Here is a 20,869-nt window from a genome sequence, read left to right on the forward strand (position 1 = left end):
ATAATATCTCCTATTCAAAAGCGGTTCAAGTATATACTATTCACTATGCAAAAAATAGGTTACAAATTTGTAGCTAATTGGCCAAGGTAAAACAATAGAAATAATAAATATTTTAGTTTAAAATAATAATCATTTATGTTTAAATAAGTATATAATTAATCCACAATGTTGATAAAAAATGACTAAAACAACGATAAATATGTGGATAAATTGTGTGAATATGTGTATAAATTTAAAAAATGGAGATGATATATTGATTATCCACAAAAATGTTATAACAGCTAAATTTATATATAGACCAAATCGTTTTCAAGCTTATGTAGATATAGAGGGAGTAGAAACTATAGTTCATGTTCCTAATACAGGTAGATGTAGAGAGATACTTATACCTGGTTGCACTGTAGCTTTAAGAGAAGAAGATAATCCATCAAGAAAAACTAAATATGATTTAATTGGTGGGTACAAGGGAAAAAGGTTTATAAGCATAGATTCCCATATACCTAATAAAGTTGTAGATGAAGCATTAAAAAATAAAAAGATAAGTTTACTAAGTGGTTACAGCAAAATAGAAAAAGAAAAAACTTTTGGAAATAGCAGATTTGATTTTAAATTAACGGATTATAATAAAAATGAATGTTATTTAGAAGTTAAGGGAGTAACTCTAGAAGATAGAGGGAAAACTATGTTTCCAGATGCTCCTACAGAAAGAGGAACTAAACATTTATTAGAACTTATAGATGTTAAAAACACTGGTAGAGAAGCAGCTGTATTATTTTTAATTCAGATGGAAGGAGTAGAATATTTTACTCCTCATGATGAAATGGATAAAGCTTTTGGGGAAGCATTAAGATTAGCTCAGAGCAATGGAGTACATATACTTGCTTATGATTGCTTTGTAGGAGAAAAGCATATTACAATTAAAGATCCAATAGAAGTGAGGTTATAAAATTCTATTAAGTTGAATGTAATTGCAAGAATACCTTATAATGTACTTATATAGTTAATCTTAGTACAAGGAGGTGAAACTACTCAAATCAGAGTGGTGGTTTTATGAAATTTAAATATTGTCCAGTTTGTGGTCAAAAGTTAATAGAGAAGCATAGCTGGGATGAGGGCGGGGTTCCCTATTGTCCAGTAGATGACATTATGTATTTCGATACTCCTAAGCCATGTATAATAGTAGCTGTAATAAAAGAAGATAAAATATTGCTTCTTAAGCAAAGTTATATATTCAAAGATTCAAAAGTTCTCTTATCCGGTTATGTGACCAATGGTGAAACTGTTGAGAGTACAGTTCATAGAGAGGTATTAGAAGAAGCAGGAATTAAAGTAAAAGATATAAAATATTTAGGTAGTGAGTATTTGGAATCTAAGGAAATATTAATGCTTACATTTATGGCAATGTATGATGGAGGAACTATAAAAAAGTCATCTGAAGTAGAATGGGTGGATTGGAGTAATATTGAAGATGCTCTTTGTGAAATGAATGAGGATAAAATAGGAAAAAGAATAGTTAGGAAGGTTTTAAAGGAATTAGGGTATACTGGAAATAGGGCTTATAGATGTGAAGAAGATAATTGTAATAATGGCAATTGTAGCTTGAAGAGGTACTAGTCTTAAGTAGATAAAAACAAAAAAATGGATATTAAAGTAAAAATATGTTATTATAATATAACAAAATTTAAGTTGAAGTAGTGGGTTATATTGTTATAGAGGAGGAAAATGTATGGTCAAACATGTACCAGAGATACAGGGTATATTAAGAAGACATATGATTCAAGTTCCAAATGTTATACGAGAAGCAAGTGGCATTAGAATATTTGGGAAGAGGCTTAAATCTTTTGTGTTTAGTACTGATGTAGCGGTTATAAAAAATACAAATGCAGATGCTGTTATTGCAGTTTATCCATTTACACCTCAACCACTTATAACACAGGCTATTATGCTGTCTGCAGATATTCCGGTATTTTGTGGAGTTGGTGGAGGAATTACCACTGGAAAAAGGGTTGTAAATTTAGCCTTAGATGCGGAGTTTAAGGGAGCTATGGGAGTAGTAGTAAATAGTCCGACACCTAATGATGTTATAATACAAATGAGGGACACTATTGACATACCTATAGTCGTTTCGGTTGTATCAGAATATGAAAACATTAAGGAAAGAATAGAAGCAGGGGCTACTATAATAAATGTATCAGGTGCTAAAAGAACTTCTCATATAGTTAAAAAAATAAGAGAAATGTACCCCGAGTTTCCTATAATGGCCACAGGAGGGCCTAACGAAGAAACTATAAGGGCTACAATAGAAGCAGGGGCAAACGCTATAACCTTTACACCACCAACAGCATCAGAAATATTAAGCGAAATAATGATTGCATATAGAGAGAAGTATGCCCAAGAATATTATAACGAATAAATTTTTTTATTATTATGCATAATACAAGATAGTGTATTATGCATTTTTATATTATAATTTTATTTATAAGTTTATAATGAAAAAGCTATCACTTTGTTATGTAACGTCTTAATCCTATAGTTCAAAAGCCTTAAAATTCAGGTAATAGATAATAAATTATTTATTTAGGTACATAAAAGAAGGGATTGTTCAATCTAACATAGAAAATATATAATGTTATAAGCTTAAATCTAAAAGTGAAATTTTCAACATTGGCTTGTAGGGCCGAAGTTCATATAGATGAATAAATAATGGGAGATGGGATTTTGATGAAAGGTGTTTTATATTATTTTAGTGGCACCGGAAACACAAAATGGGTAGCTGATAGGTTTAAAGAGAATTTTAAATCCTATGGTATAGATATAAAATTAGTAAATATAGAATCAGAAGAATCAATTAATATAAAGTGCTATGATTTTATAGTAGTAGGTTCCGTAGTACATTCTAATATGGAACCTAAAATAGTAAGTGATTTTTTGAAAAAATTGCCTAATACTAAGAAAAAAATGAAAACTATTATATATTCAACTCAAGGAGGCAAGTCGTCAGTAGCGGTTTTATCCATGGCAAAAAAAATATCACAAAAAGGATATGATATAGTTATCCAATCTGCCATAAGGATGCCTAATAACTGTTATTTTATTTCTGGTAAAAAAACTACTAAAAAAGAAGAAAATGAAATTTTGAAGAATGCGTCAGAAAAGGTTAAAGAATTAATTAAAATTTTTATAGACAATAAAAGATTAAAAGAAAACAATTCAATTTTTAAGATGGGAATAGGAAAGATTTCTAGTAAGCTTTTCAAGAATTCATTACCTAAACTATCTAAAAATTTGACAGCAATAGAGGAATGTAAAAAATGTGGTTTATGCCTTAGAAATTGTCCTAAGAATAACATAACATTTGAAGATGGTCATGCTGTTTTTCATAGTAAATGCATGCTATGTTTGCGATGCATGAACATATGCCCTATAAATGGCATAAGATATAAAAATAAGAAGATAGAGCAAGTGCAAAGAGATAGAATTAATGTTTTAAATTTAAACAAGTAATATTTATACTAGAGAGGAAGAAAAGTTGTGATTTTAAATAATAATTGTAAAGTGTGTCCTGAGTTTTCTAATAGCTGTGATGGAAAGGTAGAAAATTGCATGTGTAAGTCGTGCCCTAGAAGTCTTGGAAAATGCATTATTACAAGATATTGTACAGAAACAGAATCAGTTTTAGACTAGTAGGTGAGAAACATATTTTTTTGCTATTTTAGAATTATATTTTTATTTGCGGTAATAATACCTACATAAGCAAATAAAATATTGAACATTTAGCTTTAAGACATTTGAAATTAAGATTGTAATAAGACTACTATCTAGGAGTGGTTATATGATTTCAATTCAGGAAAAAATGTTGGTAGCAGAAAATTGTGCAGAATATAAGCCTAAGGCCTATACTTTTAATGCAAGTAGAAGTGCTATTTCACAAGGATGTAATACATGTATAAATTATATAAATGATAAATGTAATAAAGAGCTATTTGAACAAATTGAAGAAAAAATAAGGATAAACTAAGAAAGCAATGCTAAGAGAATAGTATATATTTTTTTAGATTATTATAAAAATTTTCAAAAAGCTATTGACATATACATTTTATCAATTTATAATAAAAAACAAGTTAAAAATAATATATTTTATCTGATGAAGAGAATAGTAACATGAGCAAAGGTTAAGAGAGTCAGTGGTTGGTGAAAACTGATACCTAGGTCTTTTGTGAATCCACCTCCGAAGATATTACGATGAGTAATACGGAAAAAACCGTTATTTATAATGAGAGGACTATATGTATATTTATCATGTATAGTCAATGAGGGTGGCAACGCGAGTCAATCGTCCCTATGTGGATGACTGACTCTTTTATTTTGTAAAAATTTATAGCGCTATAATTATTTATATTAAAATTTAATAGTTCCGATGAAAAGAATAGTAACATGAGAAAAGGTTAAGAGAGTCAGTGGTTGGTGAAAACTGATACCTATATCTTTTGTGAATCCGCCTTTGAGGATATTGCGATGAGTAATACGGAAAAAAACCGTTATTTGTAATGAGAGGACTATGTATATATATTATATGTAGTCAATGAGGGTGGCAACGCGAGTCAATCGTCCCTATGTGGATGACTGACTCTTTTATTTTTTATAAATCCACTTTATTAAGGTATAACTGTATAGTGATATGATTTTACAGTGAAAAAATAAGATGCACAAAAATTTCAGGGGGTACTAAATATGCATAAAAAATTATTTATTCCAGGACCAATAGAGGTTAAAGAAGATGTTTTAGCAAAAATGGCTATGCCAATGATAGGCCATAGAAGCAAAGAGGCATCAGATCTTCAAAGAAGAATTAGTGAAAAACTCAGAAAAATATTTTATACAAAAGAAGAGATACTTTTATCAACTACATCTGGAAGTGGTCTTATGGAAGGGGCAATAAGATCTTGTACAGTTAAAAGAGCTGCAGTATTTTCTATTGGGGCATTTGGTAAGAGATGGTATGAAATGGGGATAAACAATAATGTGCCAGCAGATTTATTTGAGGTTGAGTGGGGCAAAGCTGTAGATCCTAATGAAGTAGATAAAGTTTTAGCTACAGGTAAATATGATTTGATTTGTATAACTCACAATGAAACATCTACAGGAGTTATGAACCCAGTAGAAGAAATTGGGAAAGTAATAAGAAAATATCCAGAGGTTGTATGGTGTTTAGATACAGTAAGTTCTATGGCAGGAACAAAAGTAGAAGTAGATAAACTTGGAGTAGATATATGTATAACTTCAAGTCAAAAGGCACTTGCACTTCCTCCAGGAATGGCAGCATGTTCTTTTTCACAAAAGGCTATAGAAAGAGCTAAAAATGTTAAATTTAGAGGATATTATTTAGACTTATTAGCACTTTATGAATATATTCAGAAAAAAGATTATCAATATCCGTCAACTCCTTCTCTTTCACACATGTTTGCAATGGACTATCAGTTAGACAAAATATTAGAAGAAGGATTAGATAATAGATACAAAAGGCATATAGAAATGGCCGAGTATGTAAGAGCATGGGGAAAAGAACACTTTGAATTGTTTGCAGATGAAAGATATTTATCAAATACTCTTACAAATATTAAAAACACTAGAGGAATAAGTGTTTCAGAATTAAATAAGGAATTAGGAAAAAGAGGTTTCCAAATTTCAAATGGATACGGTAAGTTAAAAGAGAAGACATTTAGAATAGCTCATATGGGTGAATGTACTTTAGATGAGATAAAAGAATTATTAGTAAATATAGATGAAATATTAAATTTTTAAAAAGTATCTAATTGGGGCAAATACCATACATCATTTAATTGGGGCAAATGTTGTATAGTATTAAACAAAATTAAGGTTCATAGAAATAAAAAGGAGGCTATTAATTATGATAAAGATATTAGTTTGTGATGGAATGGAAAAGGAAGCAATAAAAAAGCTTATAGATGATGGTTTTGAGGTAGTCGACAAACATTACGAAGAGGAAGAACTTAAAGAAAATATTAGGGATTTTGATGTTATGATAGTAAGATCAGCTACAAAGGTTAGAAAGCCAATAATTGATGCAGCTAAAGGTGGAAAGCTTAAGCTTGTAATTCGTGGAGGAGTAGGGGTAGATAATATTGATGTAGATTATGCAAGAAAAAATGGAATAGAAGTTAAAAATACACCTAATGCTAGCAGCGCTTCAGTAGCAGAGCTTACTATAGGCCACTTATTTGCACTCACAAGATATATACACTTGGCAAATGTAACAATGAGAGATGGGAAGTGGGAGAAGAAGAAATATGAAGGTATAGAACTCCTTGGGAAAACTTTAGGGCTTATTGGATTTGGTAGGATAGCAAGAGAGGTTGCTACAAGAGCAGAAGCTTTAGGAATGAGGGTAATATATACTGACAAGTTGGGAAAGGTAAGAGGCTATGAGAGATTTGAGTTTTGTACAATAGAAAAACTTTTAAAAAAGGCTGATTTTGTGTCACTTCATGTCCCTTTTAATAAAGAAGAAGGCGCTATTATAGGAAAAGATCAGTTTGCTATTATGAAAGATGGTGCTTATGTAATAAATTGTGCAAGAGGTGGGGTAATTGATGAGGAAGCATTAATAGAGGCTTTAAACTCAGGTAAAATTAATGGTGCAGGTCTTGATGTATTTGAAAATGAACCTAAACCTAATCTTGAATTAGTAAATCACCCTAAAGTATGTGTTACACCACATATAGGTGGTTCTACTGAAGAAGCACAGGAAAGAATAGGTGAAGAAATAGTAGAAACAATAGAAGAATTTTTTCAATATAACAATAAATTTGCTGTTAATGCTTAGGAAAGAGGGGGATGGATGTGGCTGTCTTAAAATCATTTGCGGCAGTAAGGCCTAGAAAAGATATAGCTTATAAGGTTGCAGCATTACCTTATGATGTCTTAAATAGTGAAGAAGCAAGAGAAATTGTCGGAGATAATGAATATTCTTTTTTACATGTAGATAAGGCAGAAATAGATTTAGATAGAAATACAAATATATATGATAACATTGTATACGAGAAAGCAAGAAACAATTTATATGAAATGATTAACAAAGGTGTCTTAATAAAAGATAATAAAAAATGTTTATATATTTATAGATTGATAATGGATGGAATAGAACAAACAGGAATAGTTGGATGTACTTCGATAGATGACTATTTAAATAATGAGATAAAAAAGCATGAGCATACTAGAGAAGAGAAAGAACAGGATAGAATAAACCATGTCGATATTTGCGATGCAAATACAGGACCAATTTTCTTAACTTATAAGTATAATAATGAAATTAATGGTATAATAAAATCATGGACTGAGAAAGAAGCTATATATGATTTTTTAGCAGAAGATAATATAAGACATATGGTATGGATTATAGATGACGAGCATATTATATGTAATATATGCAGTATATTTAAAAATATAGGTAGCGTATATATAGCAGATGGGCATCACAGATCAGCTTCAGCCGTAAAAGTTGGTTTGAAAAGGAGAAAGGAAAATCCTAATTATACAGGAGAGGAAGAATTTAATTTTTTCCTATCAGTACTTTTCCCACATTCAGACCTAAGAATTATGGATTATAACAGGATTGTCAAGGACTTGAATGGGCTTTCTACCGAGGGATATATGTTTAGAGTTTCGGAAAAATTTAATGTAAATATATATGAAGGAGATAAACCATATAAGCCTTCTTGTAAGCATACTTACGGTATGTATTTAGACGGAAAATGGTATGAACTTACTGCAAAAGAGGGGACTTATGATCCTTGTAATCTTGTTGATAGATTAGATGTATCTATTCTTCAGAACAACCTATTAGACCCAATTTTGGGGATTGAAGACCCAAGAACGGACAATAGAGTGGATTTTGTAGGTGGCATAAGAGGGCTTAAAGAACTCGAATTGAGGATAGATAATCAAAAAAATGGGGTAGCCTTCTCTATGTATCCAACTGATATAGAGGACTTAATGCTTATAGCGGATGCTGGAGAAGTGATGCCTCCAAAATCTACCTGGTTTGAACCAAAATTAAGAAGTGGATTATTTATTCACACATTAAGATAAAAATGAAGATTTAACTAGAGACATTTATTCTAGTTAAATCTTTCTTTAGTTATTCCCATTCATTTATGTAGCTATATAATGCAGGAAACACATTTAAGCTAGACATAAGATTAAAATACTCAGACATTGCGTCTTCATTTTCCTCTTTTATTTTAACAGCTCTTATCATAAGGTTTTTTGGAGTTTCTAAAGGAGATATATATTCTACAACAGAAACATCGTAACCTTTTGCTTCAAGTAACAATGATCTCATTCCGTCAGTTAAAATGTCAGCCATTCTAGCCTTAAATACACCATGTTTTAATATAGTTTTAAAAGGTTCATATGAATACTGACTTAGTAATTCTCTGTGACAGCAAGGTACTGCAACAATAGCATCAGAACTTAATTTTATTCCAAGTGCTAGGGCCATATCTGTAGCTGTATCGCAAGCATGAAGAGACATAACAACATTTATTTTGTTTTTTGGAATATAGTTTTTAATATCTACTGCATGAAATTCCATATTTCTATAGCCTAAATTCTCAGCAATTTTTTGCGAAGTCTCTATAACACTTTCCTTATAGTCAAGTCCTATAAAATGACATCTAATTTTTTTTACTTCTCTCAAATAGTAGTTTAATACAAAGCTTAAATATGACTTACCACAGCCGCAATCCAATATATTTAAAGTTTGATTTTTAGGAAGTTTATTTAACATTTCATCGAAAAGTTCAACATAGTGATCTATCTGATTATATTTTCGTATCTTGTCATTTTTAATTTTACCTTCTTTACTCATAATGCCTATTTCTTTTAATAATTTATCGGCCTTACCTACCTTTATAAGGTAGTTTCTATTTAATAATGTAGAAGTTTCATTAGTGTTGTGATTATCATTTTCTTCTTCTTTAATATCTATATTTTTCATTTTTACATTTTTGTTATCTGCTTCAATTAGTATATCAGTACCTCTTTCACTATAAGTTAAAGTTATGCTATCATAATTTACTGCATCACTACATAATTTATCTACTAACTCATCTATGGATAGAGAATCTGTTTTCCCATTAAAGTTAAACTTTATTTTACCAGAATCGTATGTACCAATACCTTTAAAATTCTTTAGACCAGCCTTATAAATAACTGTAATGTCTTTAAAAATATCTAAATTTTCTTCAAATCTATTCTTCAAACCTATAAGAAATAGGTTTAGTTTAGTTATACTTTGTTTATTCATTTATAACACACCCTTATATTATATTTAAAATCATATAAATAATATAAACATATACTTTTATATTATCAATATTTTTTATGCTATAATGTTACAGAGGTTAAGTTTTTATTAAAAATTTTATAATTCTATTAACGGGAGAGATTAGAATGTTAAAAGAACATCATGTAACTATAAGCTTGGCAAATGGTAGTAAGAGTGAATATATAGTTAGAGATAATGCAGGAATTACTATAGGAAGGGTTTTCATTATCGAGTTATCAAAAGAAAATAGGTATTGCAGTTTTAGAATTAAGTTTTATAAAGATGGGGAATTGGGATATGAGCTGTTAAAAGAAGCTCTAAATCTATTTTTGATTTCTCTGTTTAAAAATATGGATATTAATAAAATTAGTGTAGTTGCAGATGAAGAGATAGATATTATGGCTTTTACTGATCTTGGTTTCAAGCTCGAAGGTATAATCTCTAGTAGTATAATTTTTAATAAAGTATTTAAGGATGAATTAATATTTGGATTAAATATTGATAGTTTTAGAGATGAAAAAAGATATAAGGAAATAGAGATAAGCGGAATAAATGTAGAACTTGCAGTTTTAACTCCTGATGACGCTGAAGATGTTTTAAACTACTATCTTAAAAATAAGTTATATCTTGCTCCTTTTGAACCTGATAGAGATGAGAGCTTTTATACCTTAACGGGACAAAGAAGAATACTTGTAGAGGGATATAAGCAATTTTTAAATGGAGATAGTGTTAACTTTGGAATATATAAAAATAAGAAGCTAATTGGGAAAATACAAATATCTAATATAGTGATGGGAGTATTTAAAAGTGCTTTTGTCGGATATTCTATAGACGAAAATGAACAAGGTAAGGGATATATGAAAGAAGCTTTAAGTCTCACAATAAAATATGCATTTGAAGATATTGGGTTACATAGAATAGAAGCATCAACACTCGTGGAGAACATAAAATCCCAAAGAGTCCTAAAGTCCTGTGGTTTTAAAGAGGTTGGCATGAATGAGAAGTACTTATTTGTTAATGGTAAATGGAGAGATCATATAACATTTTATAAAACTAAATAGGCAAATAAATAATGAATAGAGCGTGTGATTACATGCTCTATTTATATATTTAGTTGTATATGTTTATAAAGATCAAATACTCAATTTATTAGCAATGTTCAGTATATGAAAACAAACGACTCCAGGTGTATCAATATGTAAAAAAGCTAAGAATATTAAGCAAAAGTTAATAATTTTAAAATAAACTTCAAAAATAGAAGGTATAGCACATATTGAATGCATATAATGTGATAGAATAACACATGTCGCTTGAAGAAACGACAAAGCTTAACAAAAACAATTTAAAAAAAGTTGTTGACAAGGTTAAGCGGATGTGATAAACTACAATAGTTGCTGCGAGAGAGCAACATGATCCTTGAAAATTAAACAGAGGTTAAAAATCAAGATGATTTTTATTAAGTAAACTAAACCAGCAATTCTTTTGAACTACTTGTTAGTAGTCAAAAACAACAGTAATGAGCATTCAAACTTTTAAATTGAGAGTTTGATCCTGGCTCAGGACGAACGCTGGCGGCGTGCCTAACACATGCAAGTCGAGCGATGAAACCCTCCGGGGTGGATTAGCGGCGGACGGGTGAGTAACACGTGGGTAACCTGCCTCAAAGAGGGGGATAGCCTCCCGAAAGGGAGATTAATACCGCATAACATTAGTTTTTCGCATGGAGAACTAATTAAAGGAGTAATCCGCTTTGAGATGGACCCGCGGCGCATTAGCTAGTTGGTGAGGTAAAGGCTCACCAAGGCGACGATGCGTAGCCGACCTGAGAGGGTGATCGGCCACATTGGAACTGAGACACGGTCCAGACTCCTACGGGAGGCAGCAGTGGGGAATATTGCACAATGGGCGAAAGCCTGATGCAGCAACGCCGCGTGAGTGATGAAGGCCTTCGGGTTGTAAAGCTCTGTCTTTTGGGACGATAATGACGGTACCAAAGGAGGAAGCCACGGCTAACTACGTGCCAGCAGCCGCGGTAATACGTAGGTGGCGAGCGTTGTCCGGATTTACTGGGCGTAAAGGATGCGTAGGCGGATTTTTAAGTGAGATGTGAAATACCCGGGCTTAACTTGGGTGCTGCATTTCAAACTGGAAGTCTAGAGTGCGGGAGAGGAGAGTGGAATTCCTAGTGTAGCGGTGAAATGCGTAGAGATTAGGAAGAACACCAGTGGCGAAGGCGACTCTCTGGACCGTAACTGACGCTGAGGCATGAAAGCGTGGGTAGCAAACAGGATTAGATACCCTGGTAGTCCACGCCGTAAACGATGAGTACTAGGTGTAGGAGGTATCGACCCCTTCTGTGCCGCAGTTAACACAATAAGTACTCCGCCTGGGAAGTACGATCGCAAGATTAAAACTCAAAGGAATTGACGGGGGCCCGCACAAGCAGCGGAGCATGTGGTTTAATTCGAAGCAACGCGAAGAACCTTACCTAGACTTGACATCTCCTGAATTACTCGTAATGGAGGAAGCCCTTCGGGGCAGGAAGACAGGTGGTGCATGGTTGTCGTCAGCTCGTGTCGTGAGATGTTAGGTTAAGTCCTGCAACGAGCGCAACCCTTATCATTAGTTGCTACCATTAAGTTGAGCACTCTAGTGAGACTGCCCGGGTTAACCGGGAGGAAGGTGGGGATGACGTCAAATCATCATGCCCCTTATGTCTAGGGCTACACACGTGCTACAATGGGTAATACAAAGAGAAGCAATACAGTGATGTGGAGCAAAACTATAAAATTACCCTCAGTTCGGATTGTAGGCTGAAACTCGCCTACATGAAGCTGGAGTTGCTAGTAATCGCGAATCAGCATGTCGCGGTGAATACGTTCCCGGGCCTTGTACACACCGCCCGTCACACCATGAGAGCTGGCAACACCCGAAGTCCGTAGTCTAACCGTAAGGAAGACGCGGCCGAAGGTGGGGTTAGTGATTGGGGTGAAGTCGTAACAAGGTAGCCGTAGGAGAACCTGCGGCTGGATCACCTCCTTTCTAAGGAGTCGACAAGATAGGTAATTCTATCTTGAAGGTTTGAGTTTACACTCTGTTTAATCTTGAGGGATTATTTACCGGTTGATTTCAAATAATCAACATGATAAAATAAATCTTCAATTGTTCTTTGAAAATTGCACAGTGATATATAAATAAAAGTAAAGCTGAAGGTAAAACTACTTATTATATAAGTAAGTAACCTTTGTAGATTTATAACTAAGCAAAGAAAATTGATAGAAACCAATTTTCGGATGAATGGTCAAGCTACAAAGGGCGCATGGTGAATGCCTTGGCACCAGTAGTCGAAGAAGGACGTGATAAGCTGCGATAAGCTTCGGGTAGGCGCAAATAGCCTGTGATCCGAAGATTTCCGAATGGGGCAACCCACACTACTAACGTAGTGTACTATAAACTGAATTCATAGGTTTATAGGGATATACCCGGGGAACTGAAACATCTAAGTACCCGGAGGAAGAGAAAGAAAAATCGATTTCCTAAGTAGCGGCGAGCGAAAGGGAAAGAGCCCAAACCAGGAACTTGTTCCTGGGGTTGCGGACAGATCATAAAAGTTGTGATTTCTTAATTGAAGAGAGCTGGAAGGCTCCGCCGTAGAAGGTAACAGCCCTGTAAGTGAAAAGAATAGCAACGAGATCTGCTCCAGAGTACCACGAGACACGTGAAACCTTGTGGGAAGCAGGGAGGACCACCTCCCAAGGCTAAATACTAACTGGTGACCGATAGTGAAGCAGTACCGTGAGGGAAAGGTGAAAAGAACCCCGGGAGGGGAGTGAAATAGAACCTGAAACCGTGTGTCCACAACCGGTCAAAGCACTTTTACGTGCGATGACGTGCTTTTTGTAGAACGAGCCAGCGAGTTACGATATGTAGCAAGGTTAAGCACTTAAGGTGCGCAGCCGAAGGGAAACCGAGTCTGAATAGGGCAATAAGTTGCATGTCGTAGACCCGAAACCGGGTGACCTATCCATGGACAGGTTGAAGCGGAAGTAAAATTCCGTGGAGGACCGAACCACGTTGGTGTTGAAAAACCATGGGATGAGCTGTGGATAGCGGAGAAATTCCAATCGAACTCGGAGATAGCTGGTTCTCCTCGAAATAGCTTTAGGGCTAGCGTTGAGAATGAGTAATGGAGGTAGAGCACTGAATGGGCTAGGGGCTGACAACAGTTACTGAACCCTATCAAACTCCGAATGCCATATACTTGAATCTCAGCAGTCAGACTACGAATGATAAGATCCGTGGTCAAAAGGGAAACAGCCCAGATCATCAGCTAAGGTCCCAAAGTGTAAGTTAAGTGGAAAAGGATGTGGGATTTCTAAGACAACTAGGATGTTGGCTTAGAAGCAGCCACTCATTCAAAGAGTGCGTAATAGCTCACTAGTCGAGAGATCCTGCGCCGAAGATGTCCGGGGCTAAAACTTACCACCGAAGCTATGGGCTCGAAAGAGCGGTAGAGGAGCTTCCTGTATGGATTGAAGTCGTACCGAAAGGAGCGGTGGACTGTACAGGAGTGAGTATGCTGGCATAAGTAGCGAGAAATAAGTGAGAATCTTATTGGTCGAAAACCTAAGGTTTCCTGAGGAAGGCTCGTCCGCTCAGGGTTAGTCGGGACCTAAGCCGAGGCCGAAAGGCGTAGGTGATGGACAATCGGTTGATATTCCGATACCGCCAACTGACGTTATTACAAATGGGATGACGCAGGAGGATAAGATGTGCACACTATTGGATGTGTGTCTAAGCACTTAGACAGACTAGACAGGCAAATCCGTTTAGTCAATGTTGAGGTGTGATGGGGAGCCCTTTCGGGCGAAGTATCTGATTCCACGCTGCCAAGAAAAGTCTCTATGGAGGAAGTTGGTGCCCGTACCGCAAACCGACACAGGTAGGTGAGGAGAGAATCCTAAGACCAGCGGAAGAATTGTTGTCAAGGAACTCGGCAAATTGACCCCGTAAGTTAGCGATAAGGGGTGCCTACGCAAGTAGGTCGCAGAGAATAGGCCCAAGCAACTGTTTAGCAAAAACACAGGTCTCTGCTAAAGCGAAAGCTGATGTATAGGGGCTGACGCCTGCCCGGTGCTGGAAGGTTAAGGGGAACACTTAGCGCAAGCGAAGGTGTGAACTTAAGCCCCAGTAAACGGCGGCCGTAACTATAACGGTCCTAAGGTAGCGAAATTCCTTGTCGGGTAAGTTCCGACCCGCACGAATGGCGTAATGACTTGGGCACTGTCTCGACAACAAATCCGGCGAAATTGTAGTGCAAGTGAAGATGCTTGCTACCCGCGATTGGACGGAAAGACCCCGTAGAGCTTTACTGTAGCTTAGCATTGAGTTTCGGTATTGTCTGTACAGGATAGGTGGGAGACTGAGAAGTAAGGGCGTCAGCTCTTATGGAGTCATCCTTGGGATACCACCCTGACAGTACTGGGATTCTAACCGGCGGCCATGAATCTGGTCACGGGACATTGTTAGGTGGGCAGTTTGACTGGGGCGGTCGCCTCCTAAAAAGTAACGGAGGCGCCCAAAGGTTCCCTCAGAACGGTTGGAAATCGTTCGTAGAGTGCAAAGGCAGAAGGGAGCCTGACTGCGACACATACAAGTGGAGCAGGGACGAAAGTCGGGCTTAGTGATCCGGTGGTTCCTCGTGGGAGGGCCATCGCTCAACGGATAAAAGCTACCTCGGGGATAACAGGCTGATCTCCCCCAAGAGTCCACATCGACGGGGAGGTTTGGCACCTCGATGTCGGCTCGTCGCATCCTGGGGCTGAAGTAGGTCCCAAGGGTTGGGCTGTTCGCCCATTAAAGCGGCACGCGAGCTGGGTTCAGAACGTCGTGAGACAGTTCGGTCCCTATCCGTCGCGGGCGTAGGAAATTTGAGAGGAGCTGTCCTTAGTACGAGAGGACCGGGATGGACTGACCTCTGGTGCACCAGTTGTTCCGCCAGGAGCACAGCTGGGTAGCTATGTCGGGACGGGATAAACGCTGAAAGCATCTAAGCGTGAAGCCCACCTCAAGATTAGATTTCCCATAGCGTAAGCTAGTAAGACCCCTTGAAGAACACAAGGTTGATAGGTCAGAGGTGTAAGCATGGTAACATGTTCAGCTGACTGATACTAATAGGTCGAGGGCTTGACCAAATGTAATTCACTGTGCAATTTTCAGAGAACAAATAATCTGGTGATTATGACGTGAAGGTAACACCCGTTCCCATTCCGAACACGAAGGTTAAGCTTCATAGTGCCGATGGTACTGCACGGGAGACTGTGTGGAAGAGTAGGTCGTCGCCAGGTAAATATGGTTTACTAGCTCAGTCGGTAGAGCACATGACTTTTAATCATGGTGTCCGGGGTTCGATTCCCCGGTAAGCCACCAAGAAGCATCTTATAAGATGCTTCTTTTTTATTTCGTTAAGTAAAATATGTGGAGAATGTCATACTATGACTACTTTTAATATAGAGAATATATATGAGGCAAGTAGTTAGTAGTGTAAAGAATATTATGATGATCTATCCATAAAATAGATATCGCTGAGATTTGAAGCTAAATCTCTGATTAATCTGTTTTTTATTTAAATTTATAAGGTTATATATTATACTTATAAAGTAAGTTTTTAAATACGATATATAACTTTATAAATTAACATAGAAAGGTATTAAAAATGAGTAAAAAAACAAAATGGATTTTAGTTATTACATGGATGGTTATAATATTTTGGTTTTCTAATCAACCAGCAGTTATATCAGATGAGAAAAGCAAATTTGTAATACATGTATTTAAGGTATTGGGATTCAATCTGGATAGTATTTTAGGTGATTTAGCCAATTTTATAGTACGAAAAGTTGGGCACTTTACTGAGTACTTAATTTTATATGTATTACTTTTTAATGCATTATTAGAAGATTTTAATTTTAAAAAGTCGCTAATGGTCTCACTTTTTATTGTATTTGTATATGCATGCTCTGATGAAATACATCAAATTTTTATTCCAGGTAGGACTGCGCGTATAAGGGATGTAATTATAGATACATGTGGCGGCAGCTTTGCAATGTTGGTAATATATCTAAAACAAAAAAGTCTGTTAAAAAAGAAGCCCTAAATTATATATTTTTTAGGGCTTCTTTTAAGCTATTCCAGTCTTGTTCATAGGTAGCATGAAACTCATCACTTCTATTATAGGTTAAAGAGGAAGGATGATACATAGGAAAAATGTGACTTTTAATATCTTCGTTGAAATATAGTTTCCCATGGCACTCACCAATAGATTTAAAATTTGTAAGTCTTTTTAGTGGAACATTTCCAAGAGTTATAATAATTTTAGGATTTACAAATTTTATTTCTTCATCTAAAACCTCGCGAAAAAGATTCACTTCTAAAGTTTTTGGTGGTCTATTACTAATAGTTACTCTACCACTAGGATTTTCTTTTAATTTTATTGGTCTAAAGAAACAAGTGTTTGTTATGCGGATTTTCTCCCTAGACAAACCTATAGAGTTTAAATATCTTTCAAAATTTTTTCCAGCCATGCCTACAAAAGGTTTTTTTTCTTCAACTTCATTTTTACCAGGGGCTTCACCTACAAATAGTATGTCACATGGTATTGGTCCATCACCAGTTATATATCCACCTGTCTTATCGCTAGTATAATTATCAGTGATAATTATAATTTTTGATTCTAGTTCTTTTTGTATGTCCATTCTAACTCTCCTTATAATCTGATTTATTGTATTTATCATAAATTTAATACTTATCAGCTTAGATATAATTATTTTTTTCTAAAAATCATTTTATATACTTTGCTATATATGAAGAGTTAATAAGTGAAACTTTAGTATATTTAGTTAAAGGTTATGTAATTATATTATATATGGTTTAATTGTATTGATACACTTTGGTATATCTAATAAGAATGATATAATTCATTTAAAATATTCTTATATTTAGTGGGAGTGGTACAAATGAAAATTCCGTATATAATGACACCTGGTCCAACTCAGATAAGGGAAAATGTAAGATTAGCAAGAAGTATAGAAACTACAAACCCAGATTTGGATCTACAATTTTATGATTTTTATAAAGAAACTTGTGAAAAAATAGGTCAATTTTTAAAAACTAAAAACGAGGTAAGGATCTTAAGTGGAGAGGGAATACTAGGCTTGGAGGCAGCGTGTGCATCTTTAACAGAAGAAGGAGATAGAGTCTTAGTAATAGATAATGGTATATTTGGAGAGGGATTTGCTGATTTCGTAAAAATGTATGGGGGAGAGCCAATACTTTTTAGTGGAGATAGGCAGAGAGAAATTGATATTAATGAGCTTCAAAAATTTTTAGATAAGGATAGCAATTTTAAGTATGCAACTGTGGTTCATTGTGATACACCTTCTGGAGTATTAAATAATATAGCAAAGATATGTCCTATATTAAAAGAGAAGGGTATTCTTACTGTTGTCGATAGTGTTGCAGCTATGGGTGGAGAAGAAGTAGATGTAGACAAATGGCAAATAGATATAATATTAGGTGGTTCACAGAAGTGTGTTTCAGCTCCTCCTGGTCTTACATTTTTAAGTATAAGTGAGGATGCTTTTAATGCTATGAAAAATAGGAAAAAACCTATAGCTTCCTTCTATTGTAATTTATTAGTATGGGAAAATTATTATGAAAACAAATGGTTTCCATATACGCAACCTATAAGTGATATTATGGGACTGAGTAAAGCCATGGATAATTTGATAGAGGACAAAGAAATTATAATAAGACATGCTCAAATAGCTCAAGCTACTAGAAAAGCAGTTTTAGAAGCTGGGTTAAGCTTATATATAAAGCAAGGATATTCAAATACTGTTACAGTTATAGAAATACCTGAAGATATAAATGATGCTGAACTAAGAAATTATATGTTGGAAAAGTATAATGTACTAATTGCTGGTTCTTTTGGATACCTAGGTGGCAAAGTAATAAGAATAGGACATATGGGAGAAAACGCAAGAATTGATAAAGTTAGTTATACTTTGTTTGCGTTGCAGAAATCATTAGAACACCTTGGATTTAACTGTAGATGCGACATATCTTCCTGTTTTTTAAGTGAGTTATAAAATAAAAGGAAAAAAAGTTGTTACTGGAACTACCGGTAACAACTTTTTAATTTCATGATTAGAAATGTTGGCCATTTTCGTAATAGGAATTTTCTTTTAGTACAGTAAAGAAAATATCTACACTTTCATAACCACACTGATGAACAAAATTATTTATAGTTTCAGCAACTTTATCTTGTACTTCTTGCCCTCTATCAAACCATACGACTTCAATAAAAGGATAACCTTCACATGTCTCTCCATCTCTTATGAATGTTGATGGTATACACTCAATTGTAAAATAACTTCTAGGACATCCTATAATCTTTTCTAGCTCATCAATCATATTAGTACTTATACTACATATTTTTGATACTTCTACTCCTCTTACTTTTATCTGTGGCATTAAAATCACCTCCTGTAACATTTTAACTTATAAACGATAAAAATTAAATATAATTATTATTAAATATGTCAACATTTCCTGGTGTATCAATATGAGAATAACAAAGAAAAGTATATAAAATAAGAAGAAAAATAGGCATAACTGAATTAAATAAGATAAATAAAGAATATTGCAGTTACATAATGTGATAGAATAACACATGTCGCTTGAAGAAACGACAAAGCTTAACAAAAACAATTTAAAAAAAGTTGTTGACAAGGTTAAGCGGATGTGATAAACTACAATAGTTGCTGCGAGAGAGCAACATGATCCTTGAAAATTAAACAGAGGTTAAAAATCAAGATGATTTTTATTAAGTAAACTAAACCAGCAATTCTTTTGAACTACTTGTTAGTAGTCAAAAACAACAGTAATGAGCATTCAAACTTTTAAATTGAGAGTTTGATCCTGGCTCAGGACGAACGCTGGCGGCGTGCCTAACACATGCAAGTCGAGCGATGAAACCCTTCGGGGTGGATTAGCGGCGGACGGGTGAGTAACACGTGGGTAACCTGCCTCAAAGAGGGGGATAGCCTCCCGAAAGGGAGATTAATACCGCATAACATTAGTTTTTCGCATGGAGAACTAATTAAAGGAGTAATCCGCTTTGAGATGGACCCGCGGCGCATTAGCTAGTTGGTGAGGTAAAGGCTCACCAAGGCGACGATGCGTAGCCGACCTGAGAGGGTGATCGGCCACATTGGAACTGAGACACGGTCCAGACTCCTACGGGAGGCAGCAGTGGGGAATATTGCACAATGGGCGAAAGCCTGATGCAGCAACGCCGCGTGAGTGATGAAGGCCTTCGGGTTGTAAAGCTCTGTCTTTTGGGACGATAATGACGGTACCAAAGGAGGAAGCCACGGCTAACTACGTGCCAGCAGCCGCGGTAATACGTAGGTGGCGAGCGTTGTCCGGATTTACTGGGCGTAAAGGATGCGTAGGCGGATTTTTAAGTGAGATGTGAAATACCCGGGCTTAACTTGGGTGCTGCATTTCAAACTGGAAGTCTAGAGTGCGGGAGAGGAGAGTGGAATTCCTAGTGTAGCGGTGAAATGCGTAGAGATTAGGAAGAACACCAGTGGCGAAGGCGACTCTCTGGACCGTAACTGACGCTGAGGCATGAAAGCGTGGGTAGCAAACAGGATTAGATACCCTGGTAGTCCACGCCGTAAACGATGAGTACTAGGTGTAGGAGGTATCGACCCCTTCTGTGCCGCAGTTAACACAATAAGTACTCCGCCTGGGAAGTACGATCGCAAGATTAAAACTCAAAGGAATTGACGGGGGCCCGCACAAGCAGCGGAGCATGTGGTTTAATTCGAAGCAACGCGAAGAACCTTACCTAGACTTGACATCTCCTGAATTACTCGTAATGGAGGAAGCCCTTCGGGGCAGGAAGACAGGTGGTGCATGGTTGTCGTCAGCTCGTGTCGTGAGATGTTAGGTTAAGTCCTGCAACGAGCGCAACCCTTATCATTAGTTGCTACCATTAAGTTGAGCACTCTAGTGAGACTGCCCGGGTTAACCGGGAGGAAGGTGGGGATGACGTCAAATCATCATGCCCCTTATGTCTAGGGCTACACACGTGCTACAATGGGTAATACAAAGAGAAGCAATACAGTGATGTGGAGCAAAACTATAAAATTACCCTCAGTTCGGATTGTAGGCTGAAACTCGCCTACATGAAGCTGGAGTTGCTAGTAATCGCGAATCAGCATGTCGCGGTGAATACGTTCCCGGGCCTTGTACACACCGCCCGTCACACCATGAGAGCTGGCAACACCCGAAGTCCGTAGTCTAACCGTAAGGAAGACGCGGCCGAAGGTGGGGTTAGTGATTGGGGTGAAGTCGTAACAAGGTAGCCGTAGGAGAACCTGCGGCTGGATCACCTCCTTTCTAAGGAGTCGACAAGATAGGTAATTCTATCTTGAAGGTTTGAGTTTACAC

Annotated in this window: 14 protein-coding genes, 1 tRNA gene, 4 rRNA genes and 2 other annotated features; of the genes, 16 read left to right on the forward strand and 3 right to left on the reverse strand. The window is 35.9% G+C overall.

Features of this window, described 5'->3' with window-relative positions:
• The first annotated feature begins 253 nt into the window (after window positions 1-253).
• The 8 genes from sfsA (at window position 254) to RCG18_RS07425 (ending at window position 8,109) form a co-directional block, all read left to right on the forward strand.
• A complete protein-coding gene (gene sfsA / locus RCG18_RS07390; protein ID WP_308041974.1) occupies window positions 254-946 on the forward strand; it encodes a DNA/RNA nuclease SfsA in 693 nt (230 codons plus the stop codon).
• Window positions 947-1,050: 104 nt separating this feature from the next.
• A complete protein-coding gene (locus RCG18_RS07395) occupies window positions 1,051-1,614 on the forward strand; it encodes an NUDIX domain-containing protein (protein ID WP_308040681.1) in 564 nt (187 codons plus the stop codon).
• A 112-nt stretch (window positions 1,615-1,726) separates the two neighbouring features.
• Window positions 1,727-2,413 carry a hydrolase gene (locus tag RCG18_RS07400; RefSeq protein WP_308040682.1) on the forward strand — a complete coding sequence of 229 codons (687 nt, stop codon included), beginning with the start codon at window positions 1,727-1,729 and terminating at the stop codon, window positions 2,411-2,413.
• 308 nt (window positions 2,414-2,721) lie between these two features.
• Window positions 2,722-3,504: an EFR1 family ferrodoxin gene (locus RCG18_RS07405; protein ID WP_308041975.1), complete on the forward strand. Its 783-nt coding sequence runs from the start codon at window positions 2,722-2,724 to the stop codon at window positions 3,502-3,504.
• A gap of 328 nt (window positions 3,505-3,832) precedes the next feature.
• Complete coding sequence (locus RCG18_RS07410; RefSeq protein ID WP_308040683.1) at window positions 3,833-4,018, forward strand: hypothetical protein; 186 nt, start codon at window positions 3,833-3,835, stop codon at window positions 4,016-4,018.
• A gap of 117 nt (window positions 4,019-4,135) precedes the next feature.
• Window positions 4,136-4,344 (forward strand) — a binding site (T-box leader).
• A gap of 64 nt (window positions 4,345-4,408) precedes the next feature.
• Window positions 4,409-4,616: a binding site (T-box leader), on the forward strand.
• Window positions 4,617-4,731: 115 nt separating this feature from the next.
• Window positions 4,732-5,802, forward strand: a complete 1,071-nt coding sequence (locus tag RCG18_RS07415; protein ID WP_308040684.1) for an alanine--glyoxylate aminotransferase family protein — start codon at window positions 4,732-4,734, stop codon at window positions 5,800-5,802.
• Window positions 5,803-5,908: 106 nt separating this feature from the next.
• On the forward strand, window positions 5,909-6,844 hold the full coding sequence (locus RCG18_RS07420) for a D-2-hydroxyacid dehydrogenase (RefSeq protein ID WP_308040686.1): 936 nt from the start codon (window positions 5,909-5,911) through the stop codon (window positions 6,842-6,844).
• Window positions 6,845-6,861: 17 nt separating this feature from the next.
• The gene (locus tag RCG18_RS07425) at window positions 6,862-8,109 is read left to right on the forward strand and encodes a DUF1015 family protein (protein WP_308040688.1); all 1,248 of its coding nucleotides are present in this window, start codon (window positions 6,862-6,864) and stop codon (window positions 8,107-8,109) included.
• 49 nt (window positions 8,110-8,158) lie between these two features.
• Here the strand turns inward: RCG18_RS07425 and RCG18_RS07430 are convergent, their stop codons facing one another.
• A complete protein-coding gene (locus RCG18_RS07430; protein WP_308040689.1) occupies window positions 8,159-9,328 on the reverse strand; it encodes an SAM-dependent methyltransferase in 1,170 nt (389 codons plus the stop codon).
• A 146-nt stretch (window positions 9,329-9,474) separates the two neighbouring features.
• On the opposite strand from RCG18_RS07430, the gene RCG18_RS07435 reads away from it, so the two are divergent.
• The 6 genes from RCG18_RS07435 (at window position 9,475) to RCG18_RS07460 (ending at window position 16,502) form a co-directional block, all read left to right on the forward strand.
• Window positions 9,475-10,410 carry a GNAT family protein gene (locus tag RCG18_RS07435; RefSeq protein ID WP_308040690.1) on the forward strand — a complete coding sequence of 312 codons (936 nt, stop codon included), beginning with the start codon at window positions 9,475-9,477 and terminating at the stop codon, window positions 10,408-10,410.
• 472 nt (window positions 10,411-10,882) lie between these two features.
• A 16S ribosomal RNA gene (locus RCG18_RS07440) occupies window positions 10,883-12,391 on the forward strand.
• Between the two features lie 257 nt (window positions 12,392-12,648).
• Window positions 12,649-15,543 (forward strand): 23S ribosomal RNA (locus RCG18_RS07445).
• A gap of 36 nt (window positions 15,544-15,579) precedes the next feature.
• Window positions 15,580-15,696 (forward strand): 5S ribosomal RNA (rrf, locus tag RCG18_RS07450).
• The 16S, 23S and 5S rRNA genes sit together here with 1 tRNA gene alongside, the layout of an rRNA operon.
• Before the next feature lie 6 nt (window positions 15,697-15,702).
• A tRNA-Lys gene (locus tag RCG18_RS07455) sits at window positions 15,703-15,778 on the forward strand.
• A 286-nt stretch (window positions 15,779-16,064) separates the two neighbouring features.
• Entirely contained in the window at window positions 16,065-16,502 is a 438-nt protein-coding gene (locus tag RCG18_RS07460; RefSeq protein ID WP_308040691.1) for a VanZ family protein, read from the forward strand.
• A 1-nt stretch (window position 16,503) separates the two neighbouring features.
• Here the strand turns inward: RCG18_RS07460 and RCG18_RS07465 are convergent, their stop codons facing one another.
• The gene (locus RCG18_RS07465) at window positions 16,504-17,100 is read right to left on the reverse strand and encodes a uracil-DNA glycosylase (protein WP_308040692.1); all 597 of its coding nucleotides are present in this window, start codon (window positions 17,098-17,100) and stop codon (window positions 16,504-16,506) included.
• A gap of 261 nt (window positions 17,101-17,361) precedes the next feature.
• Between RCG18_RS07465 and RCG18_RS07470 the strand changes: the two genes are divergently transcribed.
• On the forward strand, window positions 17,362-18,495 hold the full coding sequence (locus tag RCG18_RS07470) for an alanine--glyoxylate aminotransferase family protein (RefSeq protein WP_308040694.1): 1,134 nt from the start codon (window positions 17,362-17,364) through the stop codon (window positions 18,493-18,495).
• Between the two features lie 58 nt (window positions 18,496-18,553).
• Here the strand turns inward: RCG18_RS07470 and RCG18_RS07475 are convergent, their stop codons facing one another.
• Window positions 18,554-18,880: a DUF1904 domain-containing protein gene (locus RCG18_RS07475; protein ID WP_308040696.1), complete on the reverse strand. Its 327-nt coding sequence runs from the start codon at window positions 18,878-18,880 to the stop codon at window positions 18,554-18,556.
• A gap of 429 nt (window positions 18,881-19,309) precedes the next feature.
• On the opposite strand from RCG18_RS07475, the gene RCG18_RS07480 reads away from it, so the two are divergent.
• Window positions 19,310-20,818 (forward strand): 16S ribosomal RNA (locus tag RCG18_RS07480).
• The last annotated feature ends 51 nt before the right edge of the window (window positions 20,819-20,869 follow it).

This window comes from Clostridium sp. OS1-26, from assembly GCF_030915445.1.
In the GTDB taxonomy this organism is placed as follows: Bacteria; Bacillota; Clostridia; order Clostridiales; family Clostridiaceae; genus Clostridium_AM.